The sequence below is a fragment of the Stenotrophomonas sp. YJH_SMC_58 genome (genome assembly GCF_059369635.1).
In genome coordinates, this window is sequence record NZ_JCAFSW010000001.1 from 412,436 (window position 1) to 439,422 (window position 26,987).

Consider the following 26,987-nt stretch of genomic DNA (forward strand, 5'->3'; position numbering starts at 1 on the left):
GAGCCGCTAGTATGCCGCGCCGACGCGGAGTTCACCCGGCCTTGACGATACTCGGGCCTCCAGCCAACGCACGAGGTCCACGCCATGCGCCGTTCCCGCCTGTTGCTGCCTGCCTTGGGGCTTGCCCTGCTGACTGCCTGCCAGGGCCGTTCGCCGGAACCCGGCAAGGAGCCACCCGCCGGTGACGCGCCCAGCGCGGAGAAGGCCGCCGCCGACGGCAAGATGCGCTGGAGCGAGGCCGTGGTCTGGGATGGCGATCTGAACGCATGCCGCCAGGGCGAGAATGCCGCCACCCGGGATTGCCTGCGCGATGCGATGCGAGCGGGGGGAGCAAGCGCCGAGGCGATCACCGCGGCCGAGCAACTGTCCAGCGCCGGGGAACTGGCGTATGTCACCGCCTGGCATGAGAACGAGGGGCTGGGCATTGCCACGGTCGAGTATCCCTTCCGGGCCAACACCAACGAAGGCACCCGCCTGGTCGACGCCAGCGGCAAGCGCATCGATGTGGATGCCGTACAGCTGGACGACACGCTGCGTGCCGACCCGGCCGTGCAGGAGCTGTTGAAGGCCAACCCGCAGGCCACGCCGTTCGCGCCGGCGCAATCGGCCGGAGCGACACCGCTGGAGGGCGGCGGGATCCGCCTGCTGTACCGCACACCGCTGCGCGACTGCCACGCCTGCCCGGACGTGGGCCAGCTGCAGATCGCCTATGACTTCGATGCCAAGCGCAACTTCATCGGCCAGCAGGTGGTGCCGGCGACGCCGTAACCCGGAAACGCCGCGTGTCGCCGGGCATGGCCCGGCGAGCGCAGTGTCGAATCATCGGTACGCCTGCACCTGCTTCTGCAGCAGATGCGGCACGATCAACCTGTGCACGGGCGCGACCGGCAGCATGTAGAGGCGCCCGAATGCGTTATGCGTATGCACCACCGTCACCACTTCCAGCGCATCGCCCTGCCATTGCAGGGCCAGCTGTACGCGCAGGTGGCGATCATCGTCTTCCAGCACGATGGCATCGTCATCCAGCGACTGCAGGGTGAAGATGCCCAGCCGCTGGCCGGCAGCCGGATCGTCGGTGTCCTGCACCGCACGCAATGAGCCAAGGTGCTTCATCCCAAGCAGGCGCATGCCTTGGTTGCGCAGCGCCATCAGACCATCGAACCAACCGGGAATGCTCGCGGCCATGTCGCGATAGGCCTGCAAGGCCGAGCGCCCATCACGACGGGTGGTCGCATGGCACGCATGCACGAAATCCGCACCGGGCAGCTGAGTTCGCAGCACGCTGCCCGCGCTCGGCGGCGCGCTCATCACCTGCGATGCACTCACGGCTTCGGTCCCTGCCCCTCGTTGTCTTCCCAGTGCAGGATGCGGCGGGTGACGAAGCGGTAGACCGGCTTGCCGGTGGCGAACCACAGTTCGCGCACCCACGAGGTGCGCTTGAGCACGCGCTTCTCCACCGGGGTGAGTGATTCGCGGCAGTACATGCGCTTGTGCTTGAGCAGGTGGCGCAGGTCCTCGCGGGCCAGCAGCCGCATCCAGCGCGAGCGCGGGTTGCCGATCACCGCCAGCTGGAAGTCGATCAGCGCCGGTCGCCCATCTTCAGTGACCAGCCAGTTGGCTTCCTTGGCCAGGTCGTTGTGGGCCACGCCATTGCGATGCAGCTGCTGCAGCAGGCGACGCGCGGCGCGGAACCAGGCCAGATCGCCGCGCGGCGGACGCTGGTACATGGCATCGCCGGCCATGAAGCTGCGGTCGAGGTGGCGGCCATCCCAGGCCAGCAGCTGCGGCACATCGGCCATGCCATGGATATGGCGCAGCGCGCGTGCTTCGCGACGTGCAAGCCACCACGCGGGCAACCGCAGCCACAGCGGCGTGGCCCCCAGATCGCGGCGTACGAACGGGCCATCGGGCCCTTCAACCAGAAGGATCTGACCGAAACTGTCGGCCTTCAAAGCACGGTGGGGAGCGTCTGGCGTATGCGGCATGACTCCATTCTAGGCGATGGCGCCGGTTGCAAACGGTCACGAAGCGGCTGGGAACCAGTCACCTTCACGCCCCTATAATCGGGCAATGGACTCTTCATGGATCGACGCCACGCTCGCGTGGATTGCCGCTCACCCCGTGCTGGCGGGCGCCGTTATCTTCCTCATCGCCTTCTGCGATGCGGTCATCATTCTTGGCGCCATCGTGCCGGCACTGCCACTGCTGTTCGCGGTGGGCGTGTTCATTGGCCTGGGCCAGATCTCCGGGCCGTACGCGGTGGCGGCTGCGGCATTGGGTGCGTTTGCCGGCGATGGCATCAGTTACTGGATCGGCCGCCGCTGGGGCGACCGCCTGCGTGGCGTGTGGCCGTTCAGCCGTTACCCGCAGCTGCTCGACCGGGGCGAAAACCTGTTCCGCCGCAATGCCTTCAAGAGCATCCTGGTGGCACGCTACGTCGGCGCGATCCGCCCGTTCGTGCCGGCCATCGCCGGCATGATGAAGATGCCCGCCAGCCGCTACGTGCAGGCCAGCGGCATCGCCAGCATTTCCTGGGCGGTGCTGTTCCTGGCGCCGGGCTGGATCCTCGGCGAAGCGTACGACGCGGTGGCTGCTGTGGCCGGGCGGCTGGTGGTGGTGGTCGGCCTGCTGGCAGTGATCCTTGGCCTGGTCTGGGCCATCGTGCTGTACGGCTACCGCTGGTCGGCCGCACGCATGGACAACTGGCTGGCACGCCTGCTGGACTGGTCCAACCGCCACCCGACGCTGGGCCGCTACACCGTTGGCGTGCTGGACCCGAAGCGGCGCGAATCGGTGCCGCTGGCGATGCTGGCGCTGATGCTGCTCCTGCTGGGCTGGGGCTGGTTCGCGCTGTTGACCGTGGTGGTCGCACACGGCGAGCCGCTGGCGATCGACCTGCTGGTGCACCAGGCCATGCTGGCGCTGCGCAATCCGCTGGCCGACTACCCGATGGCTGCGCTGGCGTCGCTCGGGGCCTGGCAGGTCCTGCTGCCAGCCACCGCCGCGGCGATGGGCTATCTGATCTGGCGCCGACGCTGGATGGCCGCTGCTCACTGGCTGGCGGCACTGGCCTTCGGCCTGGCGCTGACCATGCTGCTGGGCGCCACCGTGGATGTGGTGCGCCCGATCGACGCCAGCAGCGGCTTCGGCTTCCCGTCGGTGTCGGTGACCATGGCCACCATCACCTTCGGCTTCTTCGCGGTGCTGATCGCACGCGAGATGCCCGGCCGCACCCGCGTCTGGCCGTACCTGGTCTCGGGCATCGTGGTCAGCCTGATCGGCTTCTCGCGCCTGTACCTGGGCGCGCATTGGCTGAGCGACGTGATCGGCGGCATGCTGTTCGGCACGTTCTGGCTGCTGGTGCTGGGCATCGCCTATCGCCGCCGCTTCAACCGCTCGTTCTGGGTGAAGCCGGTGGCCTGGCTGTTCTACGGCGTCTTCGCCGTGGCGGCGATGTGGTACGCACCGCGCAACATCCCGGTGAAGCTGGAACGCTTCGAACCGACCCTGCCGGCCCCGCAGGCGATGGACATGCAGGCCTGGTGGCAGCACGACTGGGCCACGCTGCCGGCGCGCCGCAACGAGTTCGACGACGACCAGCGCTGGCCGCTGGACGTGCAGGTGGCCGGGCCATTGGCACCGCTGCAGGCGCAGCTGGAAGCGCGTGGCTGGAAGCGGCAGGAACAGGCAGGCTGGCAGCAGGCGCTGCTGATGCTGGACAAGAACACCGGCGCCGATGAACTGCCGGTGCTGCCGGCCACGCTGGACACCCGCGTGGAAGCACTGCTGATGGTGCGCCAGGGTGCGAAGCCGGACGAACGCTATGTGCTGCGCCTGTGGCCGGCACCCGCGCAGCTGCAGGCGGGCAACACGCCGCTGTGGCTGGGCAGTGCACAGACCCTGCGTTACGAACGCCACTTCGAATGGATCGGCATGTGGCACCCGCTGCGTGGCGTCGACCCGGCGTTGAACGCGGTGAAGGACGCCGTGCAGGGCCTGCCGCAGCGCGAGGACGTGCACAGCGAAACCGGGTTGCCGGTGCTGCGGTTGAAGACGACAACGCCCTGAGGAGGCCGCCGGGCATGACCCGGCGCTGCCGGAACACGACAGGTAGCGCCGAACCATGCCCGGCGGAGTAGATCCACGCCATACGTGAATGACATTCCCCGCATGCATCAGCGTGTGCACCAAGGTGCACACCCACCCGAGGCAGGCTGCTACGGCATCCAGCCCAGCAACTGCTGCAACCGCTGGTGCGGGTCGTCCATCTGCAGCAGCTGCAGGCGCTGCTGCTCGCTCAGCGGCAGCAGTTCGGCCAGCCGCCAGCCAACCCAGCTGGCCTGGTCCAGCAACGCCGGATTGGCCGGCGCATAGGCCTCACCGGCCTGCTCGATGATGTGCCCCAGCACCGTGGCCAGCAGCGCATGCTGCGGCCGCAGCTCATCGTCGGGGTCTTCGTCGCACCAGCGCACGTCGGCCACCACCAGGCCGTTGTCGCGTACGCGGGTGCGCTCGACATGGAAGCGGCGGGTGCCTCGCAGGCGCAACTGCAGCACACCGTCGGCGCCGACATCGAAGTCTTCGATGCGTACCTGCACGCCATACGCTGCCGGTGTCGCCGGGGCTCCCACTTCCTGGCCGTCGAGGATCAGGCAGACACCGAAGCCCTCGCCACTGCGGCCGCTGTCGCGGACCAGATCCAGGTAACGCCGCTCGAACACGCGCAGGCCGACCGCTGCACCCGGCACCAGCGTGGTGTGCAGCGGAAACAGCGGCAGTGATGTGTCGCTGCTCATCGGGCCTGCAGCGCGGCGAGGAAGCGGCGCGGTGCGCCGTCGAAGCCCCCATTGGACATGAACACCACGTGGTCGCCGCTGCGCGCGCTGGCCTGCAACTGCGCCAGCAGCGCGTCGGTATCGGGCACCGCGTGCGCTTCGCCTCGCACTGCGGCGATCACCGCGGCCGCATCCCAGGCCAGTTCCGGGCGATGCAGGAACACCACCTCGTCAGCCAACGCCAGCGACGGGGCCAGCGCCTGCGCGTGAGCGCCCAGCCGCATCGAATTGCTGCGCGGCTCCATCGCGACCACGATGCGCGCGTCACCCACCTTGGCACGCAGGCCTTCCAGCGTGGTGGCGATCGCGGTCGGGTGATGGGCGAAATCGTCGTAGATGGTGATGCCGTCATGGCGGCCGATCACTTCCATGCGGCGCTTGACGCTGCGGAAGCGCGCCAGCGCAGGAATCACGTCGGCCGGCGCCACGCCCACCGCATGTGCGGCAGCCAGCGCAGCCAGGCCGTTGAGCACGTTGTGGCGGCCCAGCAACGACCAGTGCACATCGCCCATTGCCTGCCCGCGGTGGTGTACGCGGAAGGCGCTGCCATCGGCAGCCAGCAGCTCGGCATGCCATTCCAGCGACGGGTCGAAGCCGAAGCGCTCGACCGGGGTCCAGCAGCCCATCGCCAGCACTTCGGCCAGATGCGGGTCCTCGCCGTTGACGATCAGTCGGCCACGCGCCGGCACCGTGCGCACCAGGTGGTGGAACTGGCGCTGGATCGCGGCCACGTCCGGGAAGATGTCGGCGTGGTCGTATTCAAGGTTGTTGAGGATGGCCACCAGCGGCCGGTAGTGCACGAACTTGCTGCGCTTGTCGAAGAACGCGGTGTCGTACTCGTCGGCCTCGACCACGAACTCGCGGCCCTGGCCCAGCCGGGCGGAGACGCCGAAATCCTCGGCGACGCCGCCGATCAGGAAACCGGGCGAACGACCGGCGCTTTCCAGCAGCCAGGTGAGGATGGTGGTGGTGGTGGTCTTGCCATGGGTACCTGCCACGGCCAGGGTGTCGCGACCCGGCAGTACCTGTTCGGACAGCCATTGCGCTCCCGAAATGTAGCGCTGGCCGGCGTCGAGCACGGCCTCAACGGCGGCATTGCCGCGCGAGAGGGCGTTGCCGATCACCACGTCATCGGTGCCGGCCGGCACGCTGTCGGCGCGGTAGCCCTGGTCCAGGGCGATGCCCAGCTGCTCGAGCTGGGTCGACATCGGCGGATAGATGGCCTGGTCGCTGCCGCTGACCGTATGGCCCAGTTCCCGCGCCAGGGCGGCCACGCCGCCCATGAAGGTGCCGGCGATTGCAAGGATATGTACGCTGCTCATGACCGAGGATTGTGACCGATGACGGCTGTATAGGGCCAATGTCCGCCCCCGGGTAAGACAAGTCCTACACGGGATGTGAGAAAACTCCAATCACCTGTCAGGGAATTCCCGATAGCGATGTTCTGTGAACCCGGACACAATTCGAACTGCCAGCCGCAGTACCCGAACCGGTCCTACTCCCCAAGAGGCCATCCCCAAGGGAGCTCATGCTGCGGGGCCCTGAGCAAGCCCTTCGCTGGCGCCTGTCAAACGACACAGGCCTGATCCTCACGGACCAGGCCTGTGTTTTTTTGCGCCCGAAGGGCCGGCAACAGACCGGCCCCGCCGGATCAACCCTTGATCGCCGCCAGGATGCGGGCTTCGATCTCGTCCAGCTCACCGACGCCATCGACGCGGGCCAGGGTGCCACGGCCGGCGTAGAAGTCGACCACCGGGGCGGTCTGGTCGTTGTAGACCTGCAGGCGCTGGCGCACCGCGTCCGGCGTGTCGTCGGCGCGGCCCTGTTCCTTGGCACGACCGGCGATGCGCTCGACCAGCAGCTCGGTGGCCACGTCCAGCTGCACCACGGCATCCAGCGGCTGGCCGATCTTGGCCAGCAGGCCGTCCATCGCATTGGCCTGGGCCACATTGCGCGGGTAGCCATCAAGAATGAAGCCCTTGGCGACATCGGGCTGGGTCAGGCGCGACTCCAGCATGCCCAGCAGGATGTCATCCGACACCAGGTTGCCGGCATCCATCACCGTCTTGGCCTGCTTGCCCAGCTCCGTGCCCGCGGCGATTTCCGCGCGCAGCATGTCACCGGTCGAAATGTGGGCGATCCCCAGCTTTTCCTTCAGGCGCGTCGCCTGTGTCCCCTTGCCCGAACCGGGCGGTCCCAACAGAACCAATCGCATTGACCTGACTCCAACGTGTTGAAAACAAAGAAGGTTCGCGTCCCGGACGGACCGGTATCGCTGCACCGCAATAGCGCCACTTTACCGCATCCGGGTAATGTCCCTGCAATGTCCTTTCCCCCGAGCAGGTAGACGCATGCGCAACGGTACTCTCCTCTACGCCCAATCCGGTGGTGTCACCGCGGTCATCAACGCCACGGCGGCGGCAGTGATCGAGCAGGCCCGGGCCAAGGGCATCAAGGTCCTGGCCGCGCGCAACGGCATCCTCGGCGCGCTGCGCGAGGAACTGATCGACACCAGCAAGGAGAGCGCTGCGGCCATCCGCGCCCTCGCCCATACCCCGGGCGGCGCCTTCGGCTCCTGCCGGGTCAAGCTGAAATCGCTGGACGCCGACCGCGCCCGCTACGACCGCCTGCTGGAGGTGCTGCGCGCGCACGACGTGCGCTGGTTCCTCTACAACGGCGGCAATGACTCGGCCGATACCGCGCTGAAGGTCTCGCAGCTGGCCAAGGCCTCCGGCTACGACCTGACCTGCATCGGCGTGCCCAAGACCATCGACAACGACCTGGCAGTGACCGACACCTGCCCCGGCTTCGGCTCGGCGGCCAAGTACACCGCGGTGTCGGTGCGGGAAGCGGCACTGGACGTGGCGGCGATGGCCGAGACCTCCACCCGCGTCTTCATCTACGAGGCGATGGGCCGCCACGCCGGCTGGCTGGCCGCGGCCGCCGGCCTTGCCGGCAACGGCGATGACGAAGCGCCGCACATCATCCTGCTGCCCGAACGCGCCTATGACGAGGCGGCGTTCCTGGCCAAGGTGAAGGCCGTGGTCGAGCGCGTCGGCTACTGCGTGGTGGTGGCGTCGGAGGGCATCGCCACCGCCGATGGCCGCTTCGTCGCTGACGCTGGCGGCGGCAAGGACTCGTTCGGCCACTCGCAGCTGGGTGGCGTGGCCGCGCACCTGGCCGGCCGGGTCAAGGACCAGCTGGGCCTGAAGGTGCACTGGGCGCTGCCCGACTACCTGCAGCGCTCGGCCCGGCACCTGGCCAGCAGGACCGACTGGGAGCAGGCGCAGGCGGTCGGCAAGGCCGCCGTGCAGCTGGCGCTGAAGGGCCAGAACGGCGTGATGCCGGTGATCGTGCGCAGCAGCGATGCGCCCTATCGCTGGAAGATCGAGGCGGCGCCACTGTCGAAGATCGCCAACCATGAAAAGAAGATGCCCGCCGGCTTCATCCGCCGCGACGGCTTCGGCATCACCGCCAGGGCGCGGGCCTACCTGTCGCCGCTGATCAAGGGCGAAGCACCGCTGCCGTATGGCGCCGACGGCCTGCCGAAGTACGTCACCCTGAAGAACGTGGCGGTGAAGCAGAAGCTGCCGCCGTTCGAGGGCTGACCCGAAAAAGGGGACGGAGGGGATTAAGTCGCATACGCCCCTCTGTCATCTCCAACAGCGTCAGTAGTGGGTCGGATACGACTTAATCCCCTCCGTCCCCTTTTAGTGGAGGCACACCATGGCATTGCGTGTTGTTCGACTCGGTACGCCGCGCGTGCCTGGCGAGGGCCTGCGCATCGGCACCGTGCGGCGGCCGCCGCGCGGCGTGCCGCGCAGCGAGTTCGCCCAACAGGACTGGTACGACGTCTGGTTCCCAACCCTGTCACCCAGCGCGGAACTGGTGAAGCGGGCGCATGAGGCGAAGACGGCCGCCGACTGGACCGCGTTCTTCCGCCACTACAAGGCCGAGATGAAAGCGCCCGATGCCGCCCATGCACTGGACCTGCTTGCCGCACTGTCGCAGCACAACGACATCAGCGTGGGGTGCTACTGCGAGGATGAGGCGCACTGCCATCGCAGGGCTTTGCGCGAGCTGCTGGTGGCGCGCGGGGCGACGCTGGCGGAGTGATGATTGCAGGGTTGCCGGCCAGCGGCCGGCACTACCCGTGGATGACCGCGTGGGTACACCGCCCACGCAAAATTCAATTGCAGGCCTTGCCTTCCACCTGCAGCTGCGCGGCGAACATCGTTACCTGCGGAATCTGGCCGGCAGCGGCCTGCTTCCTGGCCTCTTCCAGATAGATGCGTGACTGGCCCTGACCGTCCAGCTCCACCTTGTTGGTCGACGGCAGCCGCCACACGCGCACCACCGCCTGCTGCGCCGGGCACGCGGCGCTGGGCACGCGGATCACATCATTGAGCTTCCAGCCCTTGTCGGCACTTGGCTGCGCCTTGGCGTAGTCGACGAAGCGCGCGCGTGGCTGGCATTGTTCGCTCGTACGCACCGCGGAGAAGCGGTACGGCTCGGCCGCCTGCCCGGTGAAGGCGCCTTCCAGGCGCGCACAGGCCTCGGGGATCTGCCGCAGCGTATGCACCGCCCCTACCGCCTGCGGAGCGCCCACGGCGCGCTGTAGCTCCGGGGTTTCCGCGGCGAGTGCCGGTACAGCCGGGACCAGGGCGGCAAGCATCAACAGGGACAGGCGCATGGGGGATCTCCTTCAGGACTCCACGCAGGCTCGCAGAGGCTGGCTTAACGGGGTGCAAAGGCCGGTGGCTCTCGAATCAAGCCCATTGACTGGCGGCATGCGCTGCGGCTCGCAGAAGCCAGTCGAGCACGGCTCGACTCTACAGTGCGCGGCACGCATACTGCCGGCACCAGGGAATGCTGAACACCGCCATACGTCGGACGACCGCCAAGGTCGGTACGGGTTGGTTCCAGGCTGCAGCCCGTCGTCCCCCTCGTGGTGCCGTTCATCGCCACTGGATGCCTACATCCATTCTGCGGAGGGGTCTAATGCTGGAACGTCACGGGCTGTCACTGGCGCTGGGCTGCGCCATTCTCGCGATCCTGTTCGGAATCGTCTCGGCGCGCTGGATCCTGCGCCAACCCACCGGCAATGAACGCATGATCGCGATCGCCACGGCGATCCAGGAAGGTGCGCGTGCCTATCTCAACCGCCAGTACCTGACCATTGGCGTGGCCGGTGTGGTGCTGTTCGTGCTGGTCGGTGTGTTCCTCAGCTGGTACACCGCGATCGGCTTCGCGGTCGGCGCGGTACTGTCCGGCGCGGCCGGCTACATCGGCATGAACGTGTCGGTACGCGCCAACGTGCGCACTGCCGAAGCTGCACGCCACGGCATCAGCGCCGCAATGGACGTCGCCTTCCGCGGCGGTGCCATCACCGGCATGCTGGTGGTCGGCCTCGGCCTGCTGGGCGTGGCCGGTTACTACGCGCTGCTGCTGCGCATGGGCCTGCCGATGGAACAGGCGCTGCATGCGCTGGTCGGCCTGGCCTTCGGCTCGTCGCTGATCTCGATCTTCGCGCGGCTGGGCGGTGGCATCTTCACCAAGGGCGCCGACGTCGGCGCCGATCTGGTCGGCAAGGTGGAAGCCGGCATTCCCGAGGACGACCCGCGCAACCCGGCGGTGATCGCCGACAACGTGGGTGACAACGTGGGCGACTGCGCCGGCATGGCCGCCGATCTGTTCGAGACCTACGCGGTGACCGTCATCGCAACGATGCTGCTGGGCAGCCTGATGCTGGCCGAGGCAGGCGCCAATGCGGTGCTGTATCCGCTGGTGCTGGGCGGCGTATCGATCATCGCCTCGATCATCGGCGCGCTGTTCGTCAAAGTGAAGCCTGGCGGCTCGATCATGGGCGCGCTGTACAAGGGCGTGATCGTCTCCGGCGTGCTGGCCGCCATCGCCTTCTACCCGATCACTACCGGCCTGATGGGTGACAACGTGCACGGGCCGATGGCCCTGTACGGCTGCGCGTTGATCGGCCTGGTCCTGACCGGGCTGATCGTGTGGATCACCGAGTACTACACCGGCACCCAGTACAAGCCGGTGCAGCACGTGGCGCAGGCCTCGACCACCGGCCACGGCACCAACATCATCGCCGGCCTCGGCATCTCGATGAAGTCCACCGCGCTGCCGGTGGTGGCCGTGTGTACGGCGATCTGGGGCGCGTTCGCGCTGGGTGGGCTGTACGGCATCGCCATCGCCGCCACCGCGATGCTGTCGATGGCCGGCATGATCGTCGCTCTCGATGCCTACGGGCCGATCACCGACAACGCCGGTGGGATTGCCGAGATGGCCGAGCTGCCCTCGGAGATCCGCGACATCACCGATCCACTGGATGCGGTTGGCAACACCACCAAGGCGGTGACCAAGGGCTATGCGATCGGTTCGGCCGCACTGGCCGCATTGGTGCTGTTCGCGGACTACACGCACAACCTGCAGGCTGCACATCCGGGGCAGGAATTCCGCTTCGACCTCAGCGACCACACGGTGATCATCGGCCTGCTGATCGGCGGCCTGATTCCCTACCTGTTCGGTGCGATGGCGATGGAAGCGGTCGGCCGCGCGGCGGGTGCGGTGGTGGAGGAAGTACGTCGCCAGTTCCGCGAGATCCCCGGCATCATGCAGGGCACCGGCAAGCCGCAGTACGACAAGGCGGTGGACATGCTGACCCGCTCGGCGATCCGCGAAATGATCGTGCCCTCGCTGCTGCCGGTGGCGGTGCCGGTGGTGGTCGGCCTGCTGCTGGGGCCACGCGCACTGGGTGGCCTGCTGATCGGCACGATCGTGACCGGCCTGTTCGTGGCCATTTCGATGACCACCGGCGGTGGCGCCTGGGACAACGCCAAGAAGTACATCGAAGATGGCCACTTCGGCGGCAAGGGCAGCGAGGCGCACAAGGCTGCGGTGACCGGCGATACCGTCGGTGACCCGTACAAGGACACGGCCGGCCCGGCGATCAATCCGCTGATCAAGATCATCAACATCGTCGCGCTGCTGCTGGTGCCGCTGTTGTAGATCCACGCCATGCGTGGATGACGGCCTCGATGGGGTCAGAGCCCTTTCCTGGGGAAAGGGATCCGAGCCCACCGTCAATCACCGCCCGCGCAGGAAGAACGACACCGGCACCATCACGTCCACCGGGTCGCCGGCCACTTCGGCCGGCGGCGCCGGTACCGGGCTGGCGCGCTGCACGGTGTCCAGCGTCTCCTGGTCAAGCAGCGCGAAGCCACTGCTGCGGCCCAGCTTCAACCCCGAGACCGCGCCATCGCGGGCCACGGCAAAGCGCACGTAGACCACGCCCTGCTGGCGCAGCCGCTCGGCCTGGCGCGGATAGCGGCGATGCTTCTGCAGGTGCCCCAGCAGGCGACCTTCCCAGCTTGCCTCGGCGCGACTGCGCTCACCCGCCGTGGTCTGCGGTGCGGCGTAGCGCGCGGCGGCGTCAGCGGCCACCTGTGGCGGTGCGCTGGTCTGCGCGACATTGGCGTCGGCGACATCCGGCGAGGGCGTCGGCTCTGGTGTACGCGGCGGTGGCAGGTCACCCTGCGGCTGCACCGGCGCCTTCGGTTGCTCGCGCAGGGCCGGCTTCGGCGCCTGCCGCTGCTGTTGCTGCTGCAGTGGACCGGTGGCGACCTCGCGCGGCGGCACCGGCGGTGCCTGCGCCATCGGTGCCAGTTCCAGCATCAGCGCGGCGGGCGGCGCCGTCGCAGCCAGTACCGGTGCGCGCGTCGCCCACCAGCAGGCCGCGCCGATCAGCAGCGCGTGCACCAGCAGCACGATCACCAGGCTGGTCGCCCAGCGCCGCAATCCGCTCATCGCGCGCCTTGCTCCAGTCCAACCAGTGCCACCTTCAAGTAGCCTGCGCCACGCAGCGCGTCCAGCGTCGCCATCAGTTCACCGTAAGGCACGCGGGTATCGGCACGCAGGAAGATGCGCTGCGCGGTGTCGCCGTGGGTGGCCGCCTGCAATGCAGCGGCCAGCCCGTCACGCGCCACCGCCTGCTCGCCCACGCGCAGCGACAGATCGGCCTGCACGGTCACATACACCGGCGCCTGTTCGGGCGGCGTGGCACTGGCGCTGCTGGCCGGCAGCTGCACGGGCACTGATACGGTGGCCAGCGGTGCGGCTACCATGAAGATGATCAGCAGCACCAGCATCACGTCGATGAAGGGCGTGACGTTGATCTCGTGTGCTTCTTCCGGTGCGTCGTCGCGGTCGGACGCGGTCCTGATCGCCATCGTGGCGCCTCAGTGCACCGCGCGCAGCGGTGCCGCTGCGGTACGCGGCACGGCACGATCAAGATCGCGCGAGACCAGCTGTTGCACGGCCGCCGACAGATCGCCGAGCAGGCCCCGCAGGCCGGCCAGCACGCGGCTGAAATGGTTGTAGACCAGTACCGCGGGAATCGCCGCGACCAGGCCGAGTGCGGTCGCCAGCAGGGCCTCGGCGATGCCGGGCGCAACCACCGCCAGGTTGGTGGTGTTGCTGTGCGCGATGCCGATGAAACTGTTCATGATGCCCCACACCGTGCCGAACAGGCCGACGAAGGGCGCCACCGCGCCGAAGCTGGCGAGCACACCGATGCCGCGCCGCTGCACGCGCGCGGTCTCCAGCTCGATGCGGTCCAGGCGCGAGGCGATGCGCTCCTTGATGCCGTCGCGACTATCCAGATCCTGCGACAGACGCAGTTCGGTGCGTGCTGCGTCCAGCATCGCCAGCGCGGTGCCCTGCTGCAGACTTGCCTCTTCGCTCTGCGGCGGCAGCTGTGCGGACTGCAGCAACAGCGCGCGCGCCGCACGCAGCTGCCGGGCCTGGCGCGTCAGTTCCCAACCCTTGGCCAGCAGTATGGTCCAGGTGGCCAGCGACGCCAGTGCCAGCGCGATCATCACGGCCTTCACCACCACGTCGGCGGCCAGGTACATGCCCCACGGGGTCAATGCGGGGGCGGCCACGGGGACCAGGTCAGCAGGCAGCATCGTCTCGGTTTCCATCAGCATCAGGGGTCGCTGCGCGACGACGGGCCGCGCGCGGATCATTGGCGTCGTCCACTTCCACGACCGGATGGGGTTCCAGCCGCGGTGCCGGTCGGCTCAGCACGTAGCCGGCGCTGACCGCGAAGAACAGGCCCACGCCCAACAGCAGGCGCCAGGACGGGTGCGCGCCCCAGCAGAACAGGGCAAAGCCCAGCGCCATGCCGGCACTGGCAAACGCCTTGCCCTTGCGCGATACCGCGCCCTGCTCGCGCCACAACCGCAGCGACGGGCCGTAGCGCGGATGCGCCAGCAGGCGCTGCTCGAACTTCGGCGAGCTGCGCGCGAAGCAGCCCACGGCCAGGATCAGGAAGATGGTGGTCGGCATCACCGGCAGCAACGCGCCGATCACCCCGAGCCCGACCATCAGCCAGCCCAGCGCGAACCAGAGCCAGCGCATCAGCGCTGCACCTGTGGGCGTGCGCCGTGCATCAGGCGAATTCCACTTCGACGTGGCCGTGCACGCTGCGGAACGCGGCGTCGGCCGCATCGATCACCTGCTGCTCCTGCTCGGCACTCAGCGGTACCGCGTCCAGCGCCGCGGTGAACTCACGCCAGTGGCGCGCCGCGCCATCCGGATGCGCGGCCAGGTGGCGGGCGCCAAAATCACGGTCCAGGCCGAGCTTGGCAGCCATCTTGTACAGAATGGTGCCGCCCAGGTTGGAGCCTTCAGCCACGTACAGCCAGCCCAACGCGGCGGGCAGTTCCAGATCGGACGGCAACGCCGCGATGTCAGCCCCCGGCAGGGTCTGCTCCAGGTCCTGCAGGTCGCGCGCGACCTGGGTCAGGCGGCGGCGCTCGCCCAGGTCCGGCAGCAGTGCGTCCAGCGCAGGGTTGGCATACAGCGCATCGATGCTGCGGTGGAAGCGATACTGCACGCGCAGGAAACGGGCGAAATTGCTGCGGTCGGCGAAGATGTCGCCGGCCATGATGCGCTTGTCCAGGGCACCGTGGCTGTCGCGGGTGGCGGCCTTGAGCCGCAGGCTGCGGCTTTCTTCAGGGGCGATGTGTGCGTTCATGGGGGAATGCCAAGGGGGTCGTCGTGCTGTAGACGTCTGCCACGGGGCTTTCCCCAAGGCCGTCTACACCGATAATGGGCCATCCCCTTGTCCATCCGGAACCGACGATGATCACCACCGAACCGCGCATGACCAACCTGTTCCTGCAGCTGGGCCTGGATGCCAGCGCCGAGGGCATCGCCCGCTTCATCCGCGAGCACCAGCTGGCCACCGATGTCGAAGTGGTCGAAGCACTGTACTGGAACGATGCCCAGCGCCAGTTCCTGTCCGAATCACTGCAGGCCGATGCGGCATGGACCACGGTGGTGGATGAGCTGAACGAGTCGCTGCACGAAGATGCGGTAAAGGCTTCGAGCGGGCTGTAAATAGACGCCGGGCATGGCCCGGCGCTGTCGATTGCACGGCAGAAGCGGTGCGGACCAAGGTCCGCACCCACCGAGGGCGGTTGGGGCTCGCCGGGGTCAGAGCCCTTTCCGCAGGAAAGGGATCCGACCCCACCACTCATCCGCGACCGATCAGTACTTCCAGGTCAACGCCAGCCGCGCGGTGCGGCCCGGGGCCGGCATCACGCCCAGGGCCAGCGGGTCCAGGTAGTAGCGGTCGGTCAGGTTGTCCACGCCGGCTTCCACCGACAGCTGGTCGTTGAAGCTCCAGCTGGCGAACAGGTCCACCAGCGTGGTTGGCCGGTACAGCTGCTGGATCGCCGACAGGCCCACGTTCCAGTCCTTGTCCAGCTTGCTGATCGGGCCGGCGTTGTGGACCACGCGGGTGCCGAAGGTCAGGCGCTCGTCGAACAGGCGCGAGCCCAGGGTCAGGTTGACCATGTAGCGCGGTGGGTTCTGGGTATTGGTGTACGAGCCCTCGAAGCCGCCGTCCACGCAGTCGGGCGTGTTGGCCAGCTCGCCGTTCCTGCGCTGCGCCCCATAGGCACGGCGCTCGGCGGCGATGTCCGGCGCGCAGGTCTTGGCCTTGAAGTAATAGTGTGCGGACAGATCGGCAAATACCTTGCCGCTGTCATAGCTGGACTGGAACTCCATGCCCGAGACCTTGAACTGGTCGACGTTGCGGATCAGGCCCGCCGACAGCGTGCGGTAGTCACGGGTGATCAGGTCGTCGATGCGGGTATCGAAGTACGCCAGCTTCAGCGCCAGGCGATCGCCGGCAGTGAACAGGTCATAGCGGAGGGTGCTGGCACCGATTTCCCAGCTGCGCGCGCGCTCCGGCTTCAACTCACCCACCGGCTTGGCGGCGGTGAACAGGCCCAGCGTGGTCTCGAACAGGCTCGGCAGCTTGGTGCCTTCGGCGTACTTCACGTAGACCATGGTGTCTTCGCTGAAGCGGTAGGCCACGCTGGCGGTCGGCGAGAACGCGTTATCGCGACGGCGGATCGGCTGCGACCAGGTCCAGCTGACCGGCACTTCCAGGTCCTGCGCCTTGCCGGCGTCGTAGAAGTTCCAGCCACCGATGTCGCCCACCGTGCCCTTCTTGTACGGCGAGGCCAGCAGCGATTCCTGGGTGAAGTTGCCGTTGGCATCCGGATACCAGTTCAGCAGCGCGATGCGCTTGGCCCGCCACGACGGCAGCGCCGGGTTGCCATTGAGCAGTTCGGTGTAGCGGTACTGGCCCTGCACCTCATAAGCATCGGGCGTGGCCAGGCGGTTGCGGTCATGCACATCCACGCGGTTCCAGCGGCCGCCGGCCAGCAGTTCCCAGTGTTCATCGGGCTGCCACTTCAGCGAGGCCACGGCGCTGTATTCCTTGCGCTCGGCGTTGCGCAGGAAGCGGTTGTTGATCAGGTCATCGTGCATGACCGGCCCCGAACTGCCTGGCGCGATGTCTTCGTCGCTGTAGGACAGGCCGTAGTCGAGGGTGAACGCGCCAGCACGTGTGTCGAACTTCGAGGTGTTGCTGGCATCCAGTCCGAAGCGCTTCTGTCGCAGCGGATTGCGGTAGGCATCCTTGTAGCCGGGGTCACCACTGAAGCTGGGCGCGTCGTACCACTCGGTACGACGATCGAAATACCACGGGGTGATGCCGGTCAGGCTGTTGTACATCACGCTGTCGGTGTCGGCGTACGCGGCGTTGACGCGCAGGTCGACCAGCTCGCTGTCCGGGTGGAAGCGATAGCGTAGGGTGTAGCTGTCCATGTCGACGTGGCCCGGATCCCATTGCGGAACGCGGTCGCGATCGACGCGGATGATCTGCGAGGCCATGATCTCGCCGGCGGTGCCTTCGTAGCGGCGGTAGCCCGCCTCCAGGGTCTGTGCATCGTCGATACGCCAGGTGCCCTTGAGCAGCGCCGACTTCGAGCGCGCCGAGGTATTGAAGACCTCGGTGTGCGGCGGATTCAGCGGTGCCAGCGTGCGCCGGGTCTGTGGGAAATCATCGTAGCCGTGCTTGCCGGAGAAGTAGTTGCCATTGTCGCGGTAGGCGTAGGCGGCGACCAGATCGAAGCGATCCCAGTGTCCCGCAGCGGCCACGTTGAAGAACTGACTGCCGGTGGCGCTGCGATCGTTGCGCGGCGCGGCACTGTAGGAAGGCAGGTTGTTGGCGCTGTTGTTGGCCAGGCCGCCACGCACGCGCACGCCGAAGTCGCGCTCTTCGCGCAGCACGTCGCCGATCTTCAGCGTCTCCATCTCGACCACGCCGCCGATGCCGCCAGAGGCGTTGGCCTGCAGGCTCGGGCCCTTGGTGATGGTCAGGCTGGAAATCAGGTCCGGGTCGAGGTAGGTACGCTGCGATTGACCGGCGTAGCCGCGGTAGGTATCGATGCTGGACTGGCCACCGTCGATGATCACCGGCACGCGGCCCTGGCCCTGGATGCCGCGGATGTTGACGTCGAAACCATTGCCGACGCGTGGGTCACCGGCAGTGACGCCGGCCACGCCCTTGACGATGTCGCCGTTGGACGTACCGCGGAAACGCTCCAGCTGCGTGCGGTTGAGCGTGGTGGTGGAACCGACGCTGCGATAGCTGTCGAGCAGGCGCGCCTCGTCGCTGGTCGCGCCACTGTCGACGCGGTCGCCGGCCACGCTGAGCGTGTCGGTGACGATCACGCCGCTGTCGGCCTGCGCCGGCGTCGCCGCTTCCAGCGTGACTGCATCTGCGCTGACCCGGCGCACCGCCAGGCCACTGCCCTGCAGCAGCTGCTGCAGCGCCTCGTTGGCCGGCAAGCTGCCATTGACCGCACGCGAGGTCACCCCCCGGGCCAGAGTGGCCGGATACACCACCTGCACGCCGGACTGGCGCATGTAGCTGCGCAGCGCTTCGTCCAGTGGCTGCGCAGGAATGTCGAAGCGCTGCACGGCAGCGTGATCACCGCTGGCGTTCTGCGCCAGAACCGACGGCGCGGCGCTGGCCAGGCCGGCCGCCAGCAGGGCGATGCACAGGCGGGACGGGCGCGGCATGCGGCCCGGACGATGGAAATCGAACATGGGGAAACCTGTCAGGTAATCAGTGCCGCGGGCGCGGCGTCATCCGCAACACAGGCGGACACGGCGACGTACGTGGCGGCGGCGGGTACGTTCGCGGGGTAAGACGGTTGGGCGCGCGGCAACCCCAAGGGCGATTTGCGGCCGCAGAGGGTGCCGACCGTTTGCCGGCACATCGGGAACATCATCCACGCATGGCGTGGATCTACTGATGGATGATGGCGACGCCGAGCGGCAGGCGGGTGACCTGCAGACCTGCCGTCGCCGCCAACGCGTCCAGCGCCTGTTCCGGGCGATCGATGCGCAGCGCCGCACTGATCGCCGGCAATCGCGACAGATCACCGCGCACGAACGTCGGGCCGGCACGATAGCGCCCCACCCATTGCACGGCGTCGGCGACGCTGGCCTGCTCCAGCAGCAGCTCGCCTTGGCGCCACGCGCCCACGCTGTCGGCCGCCACATCCTGCAGACGCGTCACGCCGTTGCGCTCGCCATAGACGGCACGCTGGCCCGCCTGCAGGTAGGTCCAGCCACCGTCGGCCGGGCTGGCCACACGCACCCTGCCCTGCCCGACCTGGGTTTCCACCCCGTCATCGCCACGCGCGACGGTGAACGCGGTCGAGATGTCCTCAACCACGCCATTGCCGGCACGCACGCTGAAACGCCGCTGCGCATCCGGGCTGACCTCGAACCAGACGCGCCCGCGCAGGAGCTCGACCTCGCGTGCGTGCGCATCGAAGCGCACGGCGATCGCGCTGTCCGCATCCAGCACTGCGCGGCTGCCATCGGGCAGCGTTACGTTCTGCACGACGTGCGAGCTGCGATGGTCGGCCTGCAGCCGCAACCAGGCCTCCGGCCATGCCACCAGCATCGCCAGCACAGCTGCAGCGGCCATCGCCCAGCGCATTCGATGCGGGCGGCGGCGTTCGGCACACCGGGCCAGCGGGCGTGGCCCGACGCTGCGCCACAGCGTGCGCTCGTGCTCGAAGGCCCGGCGGTGCCCCGGCTCTGCCAGCCAGCGCTCGAACTCGTGCATGCGCCCCTCGCCGATGTCACCCGAGGCCAGCCACGCAATCCAGCCCCGGGCCTGTTCGGCCAGGGCATCGTCATTGGCGGCGGGCAGCGTGCTCGGCGGGCTCATCGGCTGGCGGACAGGCGCATTCAAGCGCGGGCGGGGGAACTAGACCGCATCCACGGTCCAGTGATCAAGACGTTTCAGCGAGGGCCAGCCCCAAGCCGGGGCGATCATCGGCCGCTGCGCGCCCAGGCCAGGCGTTGCAACGCGGTGCGCACATGGTTCTCGACGGTGGTCACCGACACCCCGAGGCGGCGGGCAATCTCGGCCTGGGTCAGGCCCTGCAGGCGGTTGAGCCGGAAGATGGTGCGGGTCGGCTCCGGCAGGTGTCCGGCCGCATCCAGGACACGCTGCAGCTCGTCCTGGGCCATGGCCTGTTCCTCGGTCGAGATGACCTCGTCCGCTCCCCACAGGTAGTGGTCGGCCAGCAGGCGGTTGCGCCGGGTCGATTCGCGGCCGTGGTCGGTGGCCAGGTTGGCGGCCAGCCGGTACAGGTAGGCACGCGGATTGTCGATGGCCTGGCTGTCATCGACACCACACGCCTTGAACCACACCGCCTGGATCACGTCCTCGGCGCCGTTGTCGCCCCCCAGGATGCGTTGCACCCGGCGCAACAGCGCAGGCCGCTCGCGGATCAGCAGTTCGGTGAGGGAGGCGGCATTGGAGGACATGCGCGGAACCGGGACGACAGACGGAAGGCGCCGCGCATGCTACTCCGTTAATGAGAATCAGTCACGTTCGCATCAATGGATGCACCCGGTCAGCCCGTCATAGACGCTCCGCGAGGTCCCCGGCAACGGGTCATGCAGTGGATTGCGGGCGGCGAGCGCGGCATGGAAGGCTTCCACCGGTGTGCCAGGCTCCAGCGGCAGGCGGCACAGCCAGGTCGGTTGCCGGGCGACGATCGCACCGTCATGCCGCCGCACAGCCAGGTCACTGGCGGCAAATGCCCACAGGCACTCATGCACCGTGCCGCGCACCGCGTCCACCGAGCAGCGCAGGCGCAGGGCGCGGATATCGCTGTACTCGCCTTCGCAGAAGGTATCGCCGCAGATCGCATCGAACCCGTACTGCAGACGTCCCTCCAGGGCAAAGAAGCGGTCCCAGTTGGCTTCCTGCCGCGGGTAGTCGATCAGGTCGACGTAAGGAGAGGCCTGGGCCAACGGCGCAACCAGCAGCATGCAGAACAGGGCGAACGGCAGGGCAGACACTTTCATCGGCGGACTCCTTGGCAAGGTCGTTCCAGCCTGCGCCCCCGCACCGGCCGGCCCTATCAGCCAACCCCGGCCTGCCACGTGGGTCCCTGCCCCACGCAGCGGTCAGCCCCTCCCTCTGCACAGCGCCCGGCAAAGGCATAAAATGGGGGGCTATCCGTCTATATCCCCCACCTGGAGCACGACCATGGGTCTGGAACTCGTCTCGCCCGGCAAGAACCCGCCGGAAGAAATCAACGTCATCATCGAGATCCCGAAGGACTCGGAGCCGGTGAAGTACGAAGTGGACAAGGAAACCGGCGCGATCTTCGTCGACCGCATCCTGTCCACCCCGATGCGTTACCCCTGCAACTACGGCTACGTGCCGAGCACCCTGTGCGGCGACGGCGATCCGGCCGACGTGCTGGTGGTGCTGCCGCTGCCGCTGGTGCCGGGCTCGGTCGTGCGCTGCCGTCCGGTCGGCGTGCTGAAGATGAGCGATGAGGCGGGCAGCGACGAGAAGATCCTGGCCGTGCCGGTCTCGAAGATCTTCAGTGGCTACGCCCACGTTGAAGACATCGCCCAGGTGTCCAGCCACTGGCTGGAGCGCATCGGCCACTTCTTCGAGCACTACAAGGACCTGGAGAAGGGCAAGTGGGTCAAGCTGGACGGTTGGGGCGGCGCCGCTGAGGCCAAGCAGATCCTGATCGAGGCGCACCAGCGCCACCTCGACAGCAAGGCCTGAGCCTGAACCGGATCGCTCCGGCGGTACCCTGCCGGAGCGATGCGGGTCACGTTTCATGATGACGGCACATCACTCTTGCTGCCGTATTAGGTAAATTGCGTCACTTCACACGTCATCGACATCCATCGTCGAGACAGCCAGGGGAATGTGTCGTGCGTATTCTGCTTGTTGGGGATGCAGCCAGCCTGCCGGCTGAGCTGACCGAATTCATTGCCGATCTTGGGGAAGACTGGCAGCCGCTGACCGCCACCGATGGCCAGACCGCGATGACCGCGGTTGCCACCCAGGGCGTGGACGCGGTGATTGTCTGCCCGCAGCTGCCGGACCTCAATGCCACCACGCTGCTCGGCCAGATCAGGACCCTGCGTCCGGAAACCATCCGCATCGCGCTGGTGGACGCACAGCATGGCAACCGGCCGCCGCCGGCACGCCTGATCGGTGTCGCTCACCGTTTCCTGCCGTTGCCACTGGCACCGGAAGTACTGCTGGAAGCGCTGACCAGCCTGGAAGAGCTGCGCGAAGTGCTGGACAGCCCGCGCCTGCGCGATGCCATCGGCCGCATCGAGAAACTGCCGTCGCCGCCGCACCTGTACCTGAGCCTGACCCAGGCGCTGGAGCATGATGACGACGCCGACAGCGCCGACGTGGCCAAGCTGGTGGCCGCCGATCCGGCCATCGCCGCCAAGGTGCTGCAGTTGTCGAACTCGGCGTTCTTCAGCCAGGGCCGCACCATTGCCGACCTGCGTACTGCGGTCACCCGGCTGGGCCTGGCCACGCTGCGTGACCTGGTGCTGGCCAGTGAAGTGTTCTCGGCGCCGACGTTGTCGACTGCCGAACGCAACTCGCTGCAGCAGCGCGCCCTGCTCGCCTCGCGCCTGGCCGCACGCCTGCTGCCCGAATCCAGTGCCGAACTGGGCGCAACCGCGGCACTGCTGGCCGACATCGGCCTGCTGCTGCCCGGCGTACGCAACGAGCGCACCGAGCCATCGCTGGCCGGTGATACCCGACCGGGCCATGCCGAAGCCGGTGCCTACCTGCTGGGGCTGTGGGGCCTGCCGATGCCGATCATCGAAGCGGTGGCATTCCACCTGCAGCCGCAGCGCGCCAACACCCGCAGCTTCTGGGTGACCGGTGCGGTGCATGTGGCCCTGGCGCTGGTCAACGGCGACCCGGTGGATGAGGACTATCTGCAGCGCGCGGGCGTGCTCAACAAGCTGCCGCAGTGGCGCGAACATGCCAACAGCCTGATGGGGCTTACGCCGAGCGAAGCCTGAGCTCCACCGGCAATCCACACGATGAAGGCGCGTCCGCAGGGACGCGCCTTCGTTGCATCAGGGCTGCGCGCAGTGGTCGTACACGCAGCGCTCGAACAGGAACTGGCAGTACGCCGCATCCTCACCGGCCTTGATGCAGTTGCTGCGCACCTCCGCGCAATAACGGCCATTGGCACACACCAGCGGACCGGCCGACACACTGCCGGCCAGGCTCAGGACGGCGAGAACTGCAGCAGCAAACATACGTGGCATCGCGTTGTTCATTTCGCGCTCTCCTTGGTCCGGAATGGACCTCTGCGAACCTACCAGCGGTCCAGTTGCGACAAGCGTGACCCCTGTCGCTGAACCGCCCGATTCAGAGTTTCCCGACCCGGCTCTGCCAAACGCAAAGAGGGCGGGCCTTGCGGCCCGCCCTCCTCGTCTTGCCTTCAGGCTTCGATGGATCAGAAGCGCTGGTTGTACTGGATGAACAGGAAGCGGTCGTAATCCAGCATCGGGTCCAGCTGCACGGCACTGGCGTTGGTCACCGCGTAGGTGATCGGCGGAGTCTTGCCGAACACGTTGCGGGCACCGACGGTCACGCTGCCGTTCCACGGGGCCTGCCAGGTGGCCGAGATGTCGTGATAGACGATCGCGCCCTTCTTGTTGGCACCCAGGCCACCGCTCCAGCCACCGTTCTCGGTGTAGTAATCCGGCTGGTTGCACTCCAGGCCATTTTCCTGGTCGTAGCAGAAGTCGCGGAAGCCGCCGTAGTAACGCATGGTCCAGGTGGCCGACAGGTCGCCCTTGGTCCAGGTGCTGGCCAGGGTGCCGCGGACACGCGGGTAGTTCCAGTAGCCTGCGTAGTCATCCCATGCAGCACCCTTGGTGGCCTGCTGACGGAAGCTGGTCAGGTAGTTGGTGTCCAGGTTGAACGACAGGGTACCGAAGCTGTATTCCGGCATGCGGTAGCGGACGCCGAAGTTGTAGCCTTCGGTTTCCAGCGAGCCCAGGTTCGCGTTGCCGCGGCTCAGGCCGGTGACCTGCTGGCCGTTGGCGACGTCGCCACGGCTGTACTGGTCACAGAAGGCCTGCACACCGTTCTGGTAGCACTGGTTCAGCACGTAGTTCGCCGACAGCGCGGTGATCACGTTGTCGACAGTGATCTTGTACCAGTCCAGCGATACGTTCAGGCCGCTGACGAAGCTCGGGCTCCAGACCAGGCCCGCGGTGCGGGTCTTGCTGGTTTCCGGCTGCAGCTTGTCGTTGCCCACACCCGAGTTGAACGGGTTGTTACCCTGGGTGTCACGGGCACTGATCGGACGACCGGCAGCGTCGGTCTGACGGAAGTCGGACGCCAGGCCTTCAGCACCGCAACGGGCTGCAACGGCCGGGTTGCTGCGCTGGCCGAACACGGCATCACACGGATCGGTGAACTTGTCGAAGGTCTGCGAACCACCACCGAACGTGTCGTCCAGGGTCGGGGCACGGAAGCCCTCGCCGTAGGTCGCACGCACCAGCAGGTCGTCGATCGGCTTCCAGGTCACGCTGAACTTGCTGTTGACCGTGTTGCCGAACTTGTCGTAGTCCGAGTAGCGGCTGGCGATATCCAGCGACAGCTCCTTGGCACCCGGCAGGTCACGCAGCAGCGGCACCATCAGTTCCAGGTAGAACTCGTTGGTCTTGTACTTGCCTTCGGTCGGCTGCGCGGCCAGCTCGGTGGTGTAACCCGAGGAGGACAGTGCGTCCGGGTGATCGTAGCCCGACACTTCGCGGTGCTCGTAACCGGCAGCGAAGGCGAACTCGCCCGCATCGCCCGGCATGTCGAACAGCGAACCGGTGATGTTGGCGAAGTACTGCTTGCTCTTGCTCTGGCCGGTCGAGTTCAGCAGGGTGTTGATGTACTTCAGCGCATCCGGGGTCGCGGCGCTGGCGCCGCCCAGCAGGTCGAACGGAACGCAGCTGCCCGGGCTGGTGCCCAGCGCGATCGGGTTGGCAGCGGTGCCGCACTGGGCGACGCCATTGGCGTTGATGAACGACGGGCCGAGGGCGTTCTTCAGGGCCAGCAGGTTGATGTTGCCCGAGCTGGTCTGGGTCACGTCGAACTGGTTGTAGTTGATGCCCACATCCCAGTCGAACGGACGGTTGTTGAAGTCGAAGTTGCCTTCCAGGGCCGCGTCGAAGTGCAGCGACTTGACGTTGTTCTGGGTGATGCGCGGCAGTTCGAAGATACGACGGCCCCAGCCACCGATGTCAACGCCGGCGCCCGGGTTGGCCCAGTTGCCCAGCGGGTTGTAGATGCTGTCCTTGCTGATCGCCACCGGGAACTGCGGCTGCGAGGTGCCGGTCAGCGGGTAGCCGGCGATCTGGCGCTTGGAATCGCGCTCGGAGTACATCGCCGTCGACTTCAGACGCAGGTTGTCGTTGATGTCGTAGCTGGCCGAGGTGAACATGGTCTTCGACTCAGCGCCCTGGTTCAGCATCATCTGCTGCGAGGCGTTGTAGTAGTCGTCCAGACCAATCAGGTGGTAGTTGTTGAAGTTGTTCGACGGCTGGCCAACGCCGACCGGGGTGTCCCAGGAACCGGTGTGGTTGACCACCCAGGTGTTCGGGACCCACTTGCCAGCCTTGTTGTATTCGCCAGCACCGGCGGTGCCTTCGGCACGCGGATCGGTGAAACGACCCCACGGGCCAGCCGGGCTCAGACCGTCTTCCTTGTGGCCCTGGCCATAGGAGTATTTGGTCAGGCCACGATCCTTGGCCCACACCGGATCTTCCTTGATGTAGTTCGCGCCGAACACGATCGAGGAGCGCTCGCCGCTGGCACCCAGGGTCAGGCTGTACTGGGTCTTGGAACCGTCGCCGTGGCTGTTCTGGCCATAGTAGGCACTGGCCTCGGCGCCGTCGAAGTTCTTGCGCAGGATGATGTTGACCACGCCGGAGATGGCGTCGGAACCGTAGATCGCCGAGGCGCCGTCCTTCAGGACTTCAATGCGCTCGATCAGCGAGGTCGGGATGGTCGACATGTCGGTGAAGCCGGCCAGGCTGGTGCTCCAGCGCTTGCCGTTGACCAGCACCAGCGTGCGCTGCTCACCCAGATTGTACAGGCTGACGTACTGGCCGCCCTGTTCCGGGTTGGACGCCAGCACGGCCGCCTTGCTGAAGGTCTGGGTGCCCGCCACGGACAGGTTCTGCAGCAGGTCGCCGACGCTGACCAGGCCCGAACGCTGGATGTCCTCATGGCTTACGGTGAGGACCGGCTGGGAGGTTTCCACATCCACCGAGCGGATGCGGGAGCCGGTGACTTCCAGGCGATCAAGGGTGGTCGGGGCACTGGCTTCCTGTGCGGAAGCAAATGCCGGTGCCAGCGCCAGCGCGATGCCGGCGGGCAGCAGGCCCAGCCGCACGGCAGGGGTGCGAACGTTCATCAATCTCTCCAAGGTACGTGTTAGTAGCGTGTTAAAACGCTCCAGCACGTTACGATTGCGTTGCGATGCTGTATTTGCGCGACCCAACCGTAGACTTTGCAGAGTGTGGCGGGAGCAAGCCGCCGTTTTCCCTGAACCGGGAGGCAGACTGCCCGTAACGGGCGCGGAAGGCCCGGGCGAAGCTGCAGCAGTTGTCGAATCCGCTGGCCGCGGCGACCTCGCCCACCATCATGTCGGTGTCGCGCAGCAGATCGGCGGCCCGCTCCAGGCGCAACCGTGCCGAAAGCGACTGGGGGCTCTCTTCATACAGGCTCTGGAAGGTCTTGGAGAGGTACCAGCTGGAGAAGTTGGTCAGCTCGGCCAGCTCGCCGATCCGCACCACGCGGTGGCTGTTGCCCTCCAGATAGAGACGGGCACGCTGCATGCGGCCGAACACCTGGCGCTTGCGGCTGCGTGAGCGACCGGGGCAGCGCTGTACGTTGTCGGCCAGGTCACGCTGCAGGCCGGCCAGGTGCAACAGCAGGGGCCGCAGCGCCTGCGCCGGCAGGCCGCTGTCGAGCGCATCGCGCCACAGGCGCAGGGCAACGCGGGCGTCGCCGCGGCTCATGCGACCACGACCGGCATACAGGCCGCAGTCGGCCATCTCGGACAGCACCCGCATCGCCTCCGCAGTCAGGCTGAGGCCCACGCACAGTCCGTTACGGCCGGCCTGCACCAACGGGCGCGACTCCTTCTCGAAGGCAATCCACTCACCATGGCGCAGGCGGAAACGCCCTTCCTTGGCTTCCACCCAGGAACTGCCCCGCACCTGCAGCCAGACAGTGAAGCTTGACCCTGCCGTCTGCAGGCTGCCGAGCCGGGCCACGCCCATGCAGGTCGGCGCGAGATCGTCCAGCGCCTTGTCGAGGGAGACGGTTTGGCCACGATCGGCCAGCGAGAGTTGACGCATGGGGCACCACGGGTTTGC

The 26,987-nt window shown here is 67.3% G+C and carries 26 protein-coding genes; 8 read left to right on the forward strand and 18 right to left on the reverse strand.

The features are described 5' to 3' along the window. Positions 1-84: 84 nt before the first annotated feature. Complete coding sequence (locus tag AC5P68_RS01795) at positions 85-768, forward strand: hypothetical protein (RefSeq protein WP_005414380.1); 684 nt, start codon at positions 85-87, stop codon at positions 766-768. 51 nt (positions 769-819) lie between these two features. Here AC5P68_RS01795 and AC5P68_RS01800 read toward each other — a convergent pair whose 3' ends face one another. Beyond that, the gene (locus AC5P68_RS01800) at positions 820-1,326 is read right to left on the reverse strand and encodes a DUF2867 domain-containing protein (protein ID WP_033834484.1); all 507 of its coding nucleotides are present in this window, start codon (positions 1,324-1,326) and stop codon (positions 820-822) included. Next, entirely contained in the window at positions 1,323-1,985 is a 663-nt protein-coding gene (locus AC5P68_RS01805; RefSeq protein ID WP_012481180.1) for a serine/threonine-protein kinase, read from the reverse strand. The genes AC5P68_RS01800 and AC5P68_RS01805 overlap by 4 nt, the downstream gene beginning before the upstream one ends. Before the next feature lie 85 nt (positions 1,986-2,070). Between AC5P68_RS01805 and AC5P68_RS01810 the strand changes: the two genes are divergently transcribed. Continuing rightward, positions 2,071-4,068 carry a bifunctional DedA family/phosphatase PAP2 family protein gene (locus AC5P68_RS01810; protein WP_033834485.1) on the forward strand — a complete coding sequence of 666 codons (1,998 nt, stop codon included), beginning with the start codon at positions 2,071-2,073 and terminating at the stop codon, positions 4,066-4,068. A 149-nt stretch (positions 4,069-4,217) separates the two neighbouring features. On the opposite strand, the gene AC5P68_RS01815 is transcribed toward AC5P68_RS01810, so the two are convergent. From AC5P68_RS01815 to AC5P68_RS01825, 3 genes are all read right to left on the reverse strand, one after another. Next, positions 4,218-4,796 carry an LON peptidase substrate-binding domain-containing protein gene (locus AC5P68_RS01815; protein ID WP_012481182.1) on the reverse strand — a complete coding sequence of 193 codons (579 nt, stop codon included), beginning with the start codon at positions 4,794-4,796 and terminating at the stop codon, positions 4,218-4,220. After that, complete coding sequence (mpl, locus tag AC5P68_RS01820) at positions 4,793-6,157, reverse strand: UDP-N-acetylmuramate:L-alanyl-gamma-D-glutamyl-meso-diaminopimelate ligase (protein ID WP_024957120.1); 1,365 nt, start codon at positions 6,155-6,157, stop codon at positions 4,793-4,795. The genes AC5P68_RS01815 and mpl overlap by 4 nt, the downstream gene beginning before the upstream one ends. A 329-nt stretch (positions 6,158-6,486) precedes the next feature. After that, positions 6,487-7,050 carry an adenylate kinase gene (locus tag AC5P68_RS01825; RefSeq protein WP_033835617.1) on the reverse strand — a complete coding sequence of 188 codons (564 nt, stop codon included), beginning with the start codon at positions 7,048-7,050 and terminating at the stop codon, positions 6,487-6,489. 136 nt (positions 7,051-7,186) lie between these two features. Here AC5P68_RS01825 and AC5P68_RS01830 point away from each other — a divergent pair, with 136 nt between their 5' ends. Both AC5P68_RS01830 and AC5P68_RS01835 read left to right on the forward strand, forming a co-directional pair. Continuing rightward, complete coding sequence (locus AC5P68_RS01830; protein ID WP_005410921.1) at positions 7,187-8,443, forward strand: 6-phosphofructokinase; 1,257 nt, start codon at positions 7,187-7,189, stop codon at positions 8,441-8,443. Positions 8,444-8,561: 118 nt separating this feature from the next. Then, positions 8,562-8,951, forward strand: a complete 390-nt coding sequence (locus tag AC5P68_RS01835; protein ID WP_033835619.1) for a DUF488 domain-containing protein — start codon at positions 8,562-8,564, stop codon at positions 8,949-8,951. A gap of 73 nt (positions 8,952-9,024) precedes the next feature. On the opposite strand, the gene AC5P68_RS01840 is transcribed toward AC5P68_RS01835, so the two are convergent. Beyond that, positions 9,025-9,528, reverse strand: a complete 504-nt coding sequence (locus AC5P68_RS01840; protein ID WP_012481186.1) for a hypothetical protein — start codon at positions 9,526-9,528, stop codon at positions 9,025-9,027. Between the two features lie 308 nt (positions 9,529-9,836). On the opposite strand from AC5P68_RS01840, the gene AC5P68_RS01845 reads away from it, so the two are divergent. Next, a complete protein-coding gene (locus AC5P68_RS01845) occupies positions 9,837-11,864 on the forward strand; it encodes a sodium-translocating pyrophosphatase (RefSeq protein WP_231522122.1) in 2,028 nt (675 codons plus the stop codon). Positions 11,865-11,942: 78 nt separating this feature from the next. Here the strand turns inward: AC5P68_RS01845 and AC5P68_RS01850 are convergent, their stop codons facing one another. Genes AC5P68_RS01850 through AC5P68_RS01870 form a run of 5 tightly spaced genes read right to left on the reverse strand, consistent with a single transcriptional unit; the run spans position 11,943 to position 14,895 of the window. Beyond that, the gene (locus AC5P68_RS01850; RefSeq protein ID WP_231522123.1) at positions 11,943-12,662 is read right to left on the reverse strand and encodes an energy transducer TonB; all 720 of its coding nucleotides are present in this window, start codon (positions 12,660-12,662) and stop codon (positions 11,943-11,945) included. After that, a complete protein-coding gene (exbD, locus tag AC5P68_RS01855) occupies positions 12,659-13,084 on the reverse strand; it encodes a TonB system transport protein ExbD (protein ID WP_005410926.1) in 426 nt (141 codons plus the stop codon). Before exbD ends, AC5P68_RS01850 begins: the two co-directional genes overlap by 4 nt. A gap of 9 nt (positions 13,085-13,093) precedes the next feature. Continuing rightward, the gene (gene exbB / locus AC5P68_RS01860; protein ID WP_231522124.1) at positions 13,094-13,822 is read right to left on the reverse strand and encodes a tonB-system energizer ExbB; all 729 of its coding nucleotides are present in this window, start codon (positions 13,820-13,822) and stop codon (positions 13,094-13,096) included. After that, positions 13,809-14,276, reverse strand: coding sequence for a YbaN family protein (locus tag AC5P68_RS01865; protein ID WP_005410928.1), 468 nt, complete (start codon positions 14,274-14,276; stop codon positions 13,809-13,811). The genes exbB and AC5P68_RS01865 overlap by 14 nt, the downstream gene beginning before the upstream one ends. Before the next feature lie 31 nt (positions 14,277-14,307). Continuing rightward, positions 14,308-14,895: a biliverdin-producing heme oxygenase gene (locus tag AC5P68_RS01870; protein ID WP_024957126.1), complete on the reverse strand. Its 588-nt coding sequence runs from the start codon at positions 14,893-14,895 to the stop codon at positions 14,308-14,310. A gap of 107 nt (positions 14,896-15,002) precedes the next feature. Here AC5P68_RS01870 and AC5P68_RS01875 point away from each other — a divergent pair, with 107 nt between their 5' ends. Beyond that, on the forward strand, positions 15,003-15,260 hold the full coding sequence (locus AC5P68_RS01875) for a DUF2789 domain-containing protein (RefSeq protein WP_495216706.1): 258 nt from the start codon (positions 15,003-15,005) through the stop codon (positions 15,258-15,260). 150 nt (positions 15,261-15,410) lie between these two features. On the opposite strand, the gene AC5P68_RS01880 is transcribed toward AC5P68_RS01875, so the two are convergent. From AC5P68_RS01880 to AC5P68_RS01895, 4 genes are all read right to left on the reverse strand, one after another. After that, positions 15,411-18,329, reverse strand: a complete 2,919-nt coding sequence (locus AC5P68_RS01880; RefSeq protein WP_231522125.1) for a TonB-dependent receptor — start codon at positions 18,327-18,329, stop codon at positions 15,411-15,413. Positions 18,330-18,531: 202 nt separating this feature from the next. Next, positions 18,532-19,467 (reverse strand): FecR family protein, encoded by a 936-nt coding sequence (locus AC5P68_RS01885; protein WP_033835624.1) that lies wholly within the window; start codon positions 19,465-19,467, stop codon positions 18,532-18,534. 104 nt (positions 19,468-19,571) lie between these two features. Continuing rightward, positions 19,572-20,072, reverse strand: coding sequence for an RNA polymerase sigma factor (locus AC5P68_RS01890; protein WP_033835625.1), 501 nt, complete (start codon positions 20,070-20,072; stop codon positions 19,572-19,574). Positions 20,073-20,144: 72 nt separating this feature from the next. Further along, positions 20,145-20,618, reverse strand: a complete 474-nt coding sequence (locus AC5P68_RS01895; protein WP_033835626.1) for a hypothetical protein — start codon at positions 20,616-20,618, stop codon at positions 20,145-20,147. A 184-nt stretch (positions 20,619-20,802) separates the two neighbouring features. Between AC5P68_RS01895 and ppa the strand changes: the two genes are divergently transcribed. Together ppa and AC5P68_RS01905 are read left to right on the forward strand one after the other, a co-directional pair. After that, positions 20,803-21,339, forward strand: a complete 537-nt coding sequence (ppa, locus tag AC5P68_RS01900; RefSeq protein ID WP_005410935.1) for an inorganic diphosphatase — start codon at positions 20,803-20,805, stop codon at positions 21,337-21,339. A gap of 152 nt (positions 21,340-21,491) precedes the next feature. Continuing rightward, positions 21,492-22,613, forward strand: a complete 1,122-nt coding sequence (locus AC5P68_RS01905; RefSeq protein WP_005410936.1) for an HDOD domain-containing protein — start codon at positions 21,492-21,494, stop codon at positions 22,611-22,613. Positions 22,614-22,670: 57 nt separating this feature from the next. Here the strand turns inward: AC5P68_RS01905 and AC5P68_RS01910 are convergent, their stop codons facing one another. From AC5P68_RS01910 to AC5P68_RS01920, 3 genes are all read right to left on the reverse strand, one after another. Then, positions 22,671-22,877 (reverse strand): hypothetical protein, encoded by a 207-nt coding sequence (locus AC5P68_RS01910; RefSeq protein ID WP_005410937.1) that lies wholly within the window; start codon positions 22,875-22,877, stop codon positions 22,671-22,673. Positions 22,878-23,056: 179 nt separating this feature from the next. Further along, on the reverse strand, positions 23,057-26,020 hold the full coding sequence (locus AC5P68_RS01915; RefSeq protein ID WP_005410938.1) for a TonB-dependent receptor plug domain-containing protein: 2,964 nt from the start codon (positions 26,018-26,020) through the stop codon (positions 23,057-23,059). A 49-nt stretch (positions 26,021-26,069) separates the two neighbouring features. Next, the gene (locus AC5P68_RS01920) at positions 26,070-26,969 is read right to left on the reverse strand and encodes a helix-turn-helix transcriptional regulator (protein WP_005414398.1); all 900 of its coding nucleotides are present in this window, start codon (positions 26,967-26,969) and stop codon (positions 26,070-26,072) included. Between the last annotated feature and the right edge of the window lie 18 nt (positions 26,970-26,987).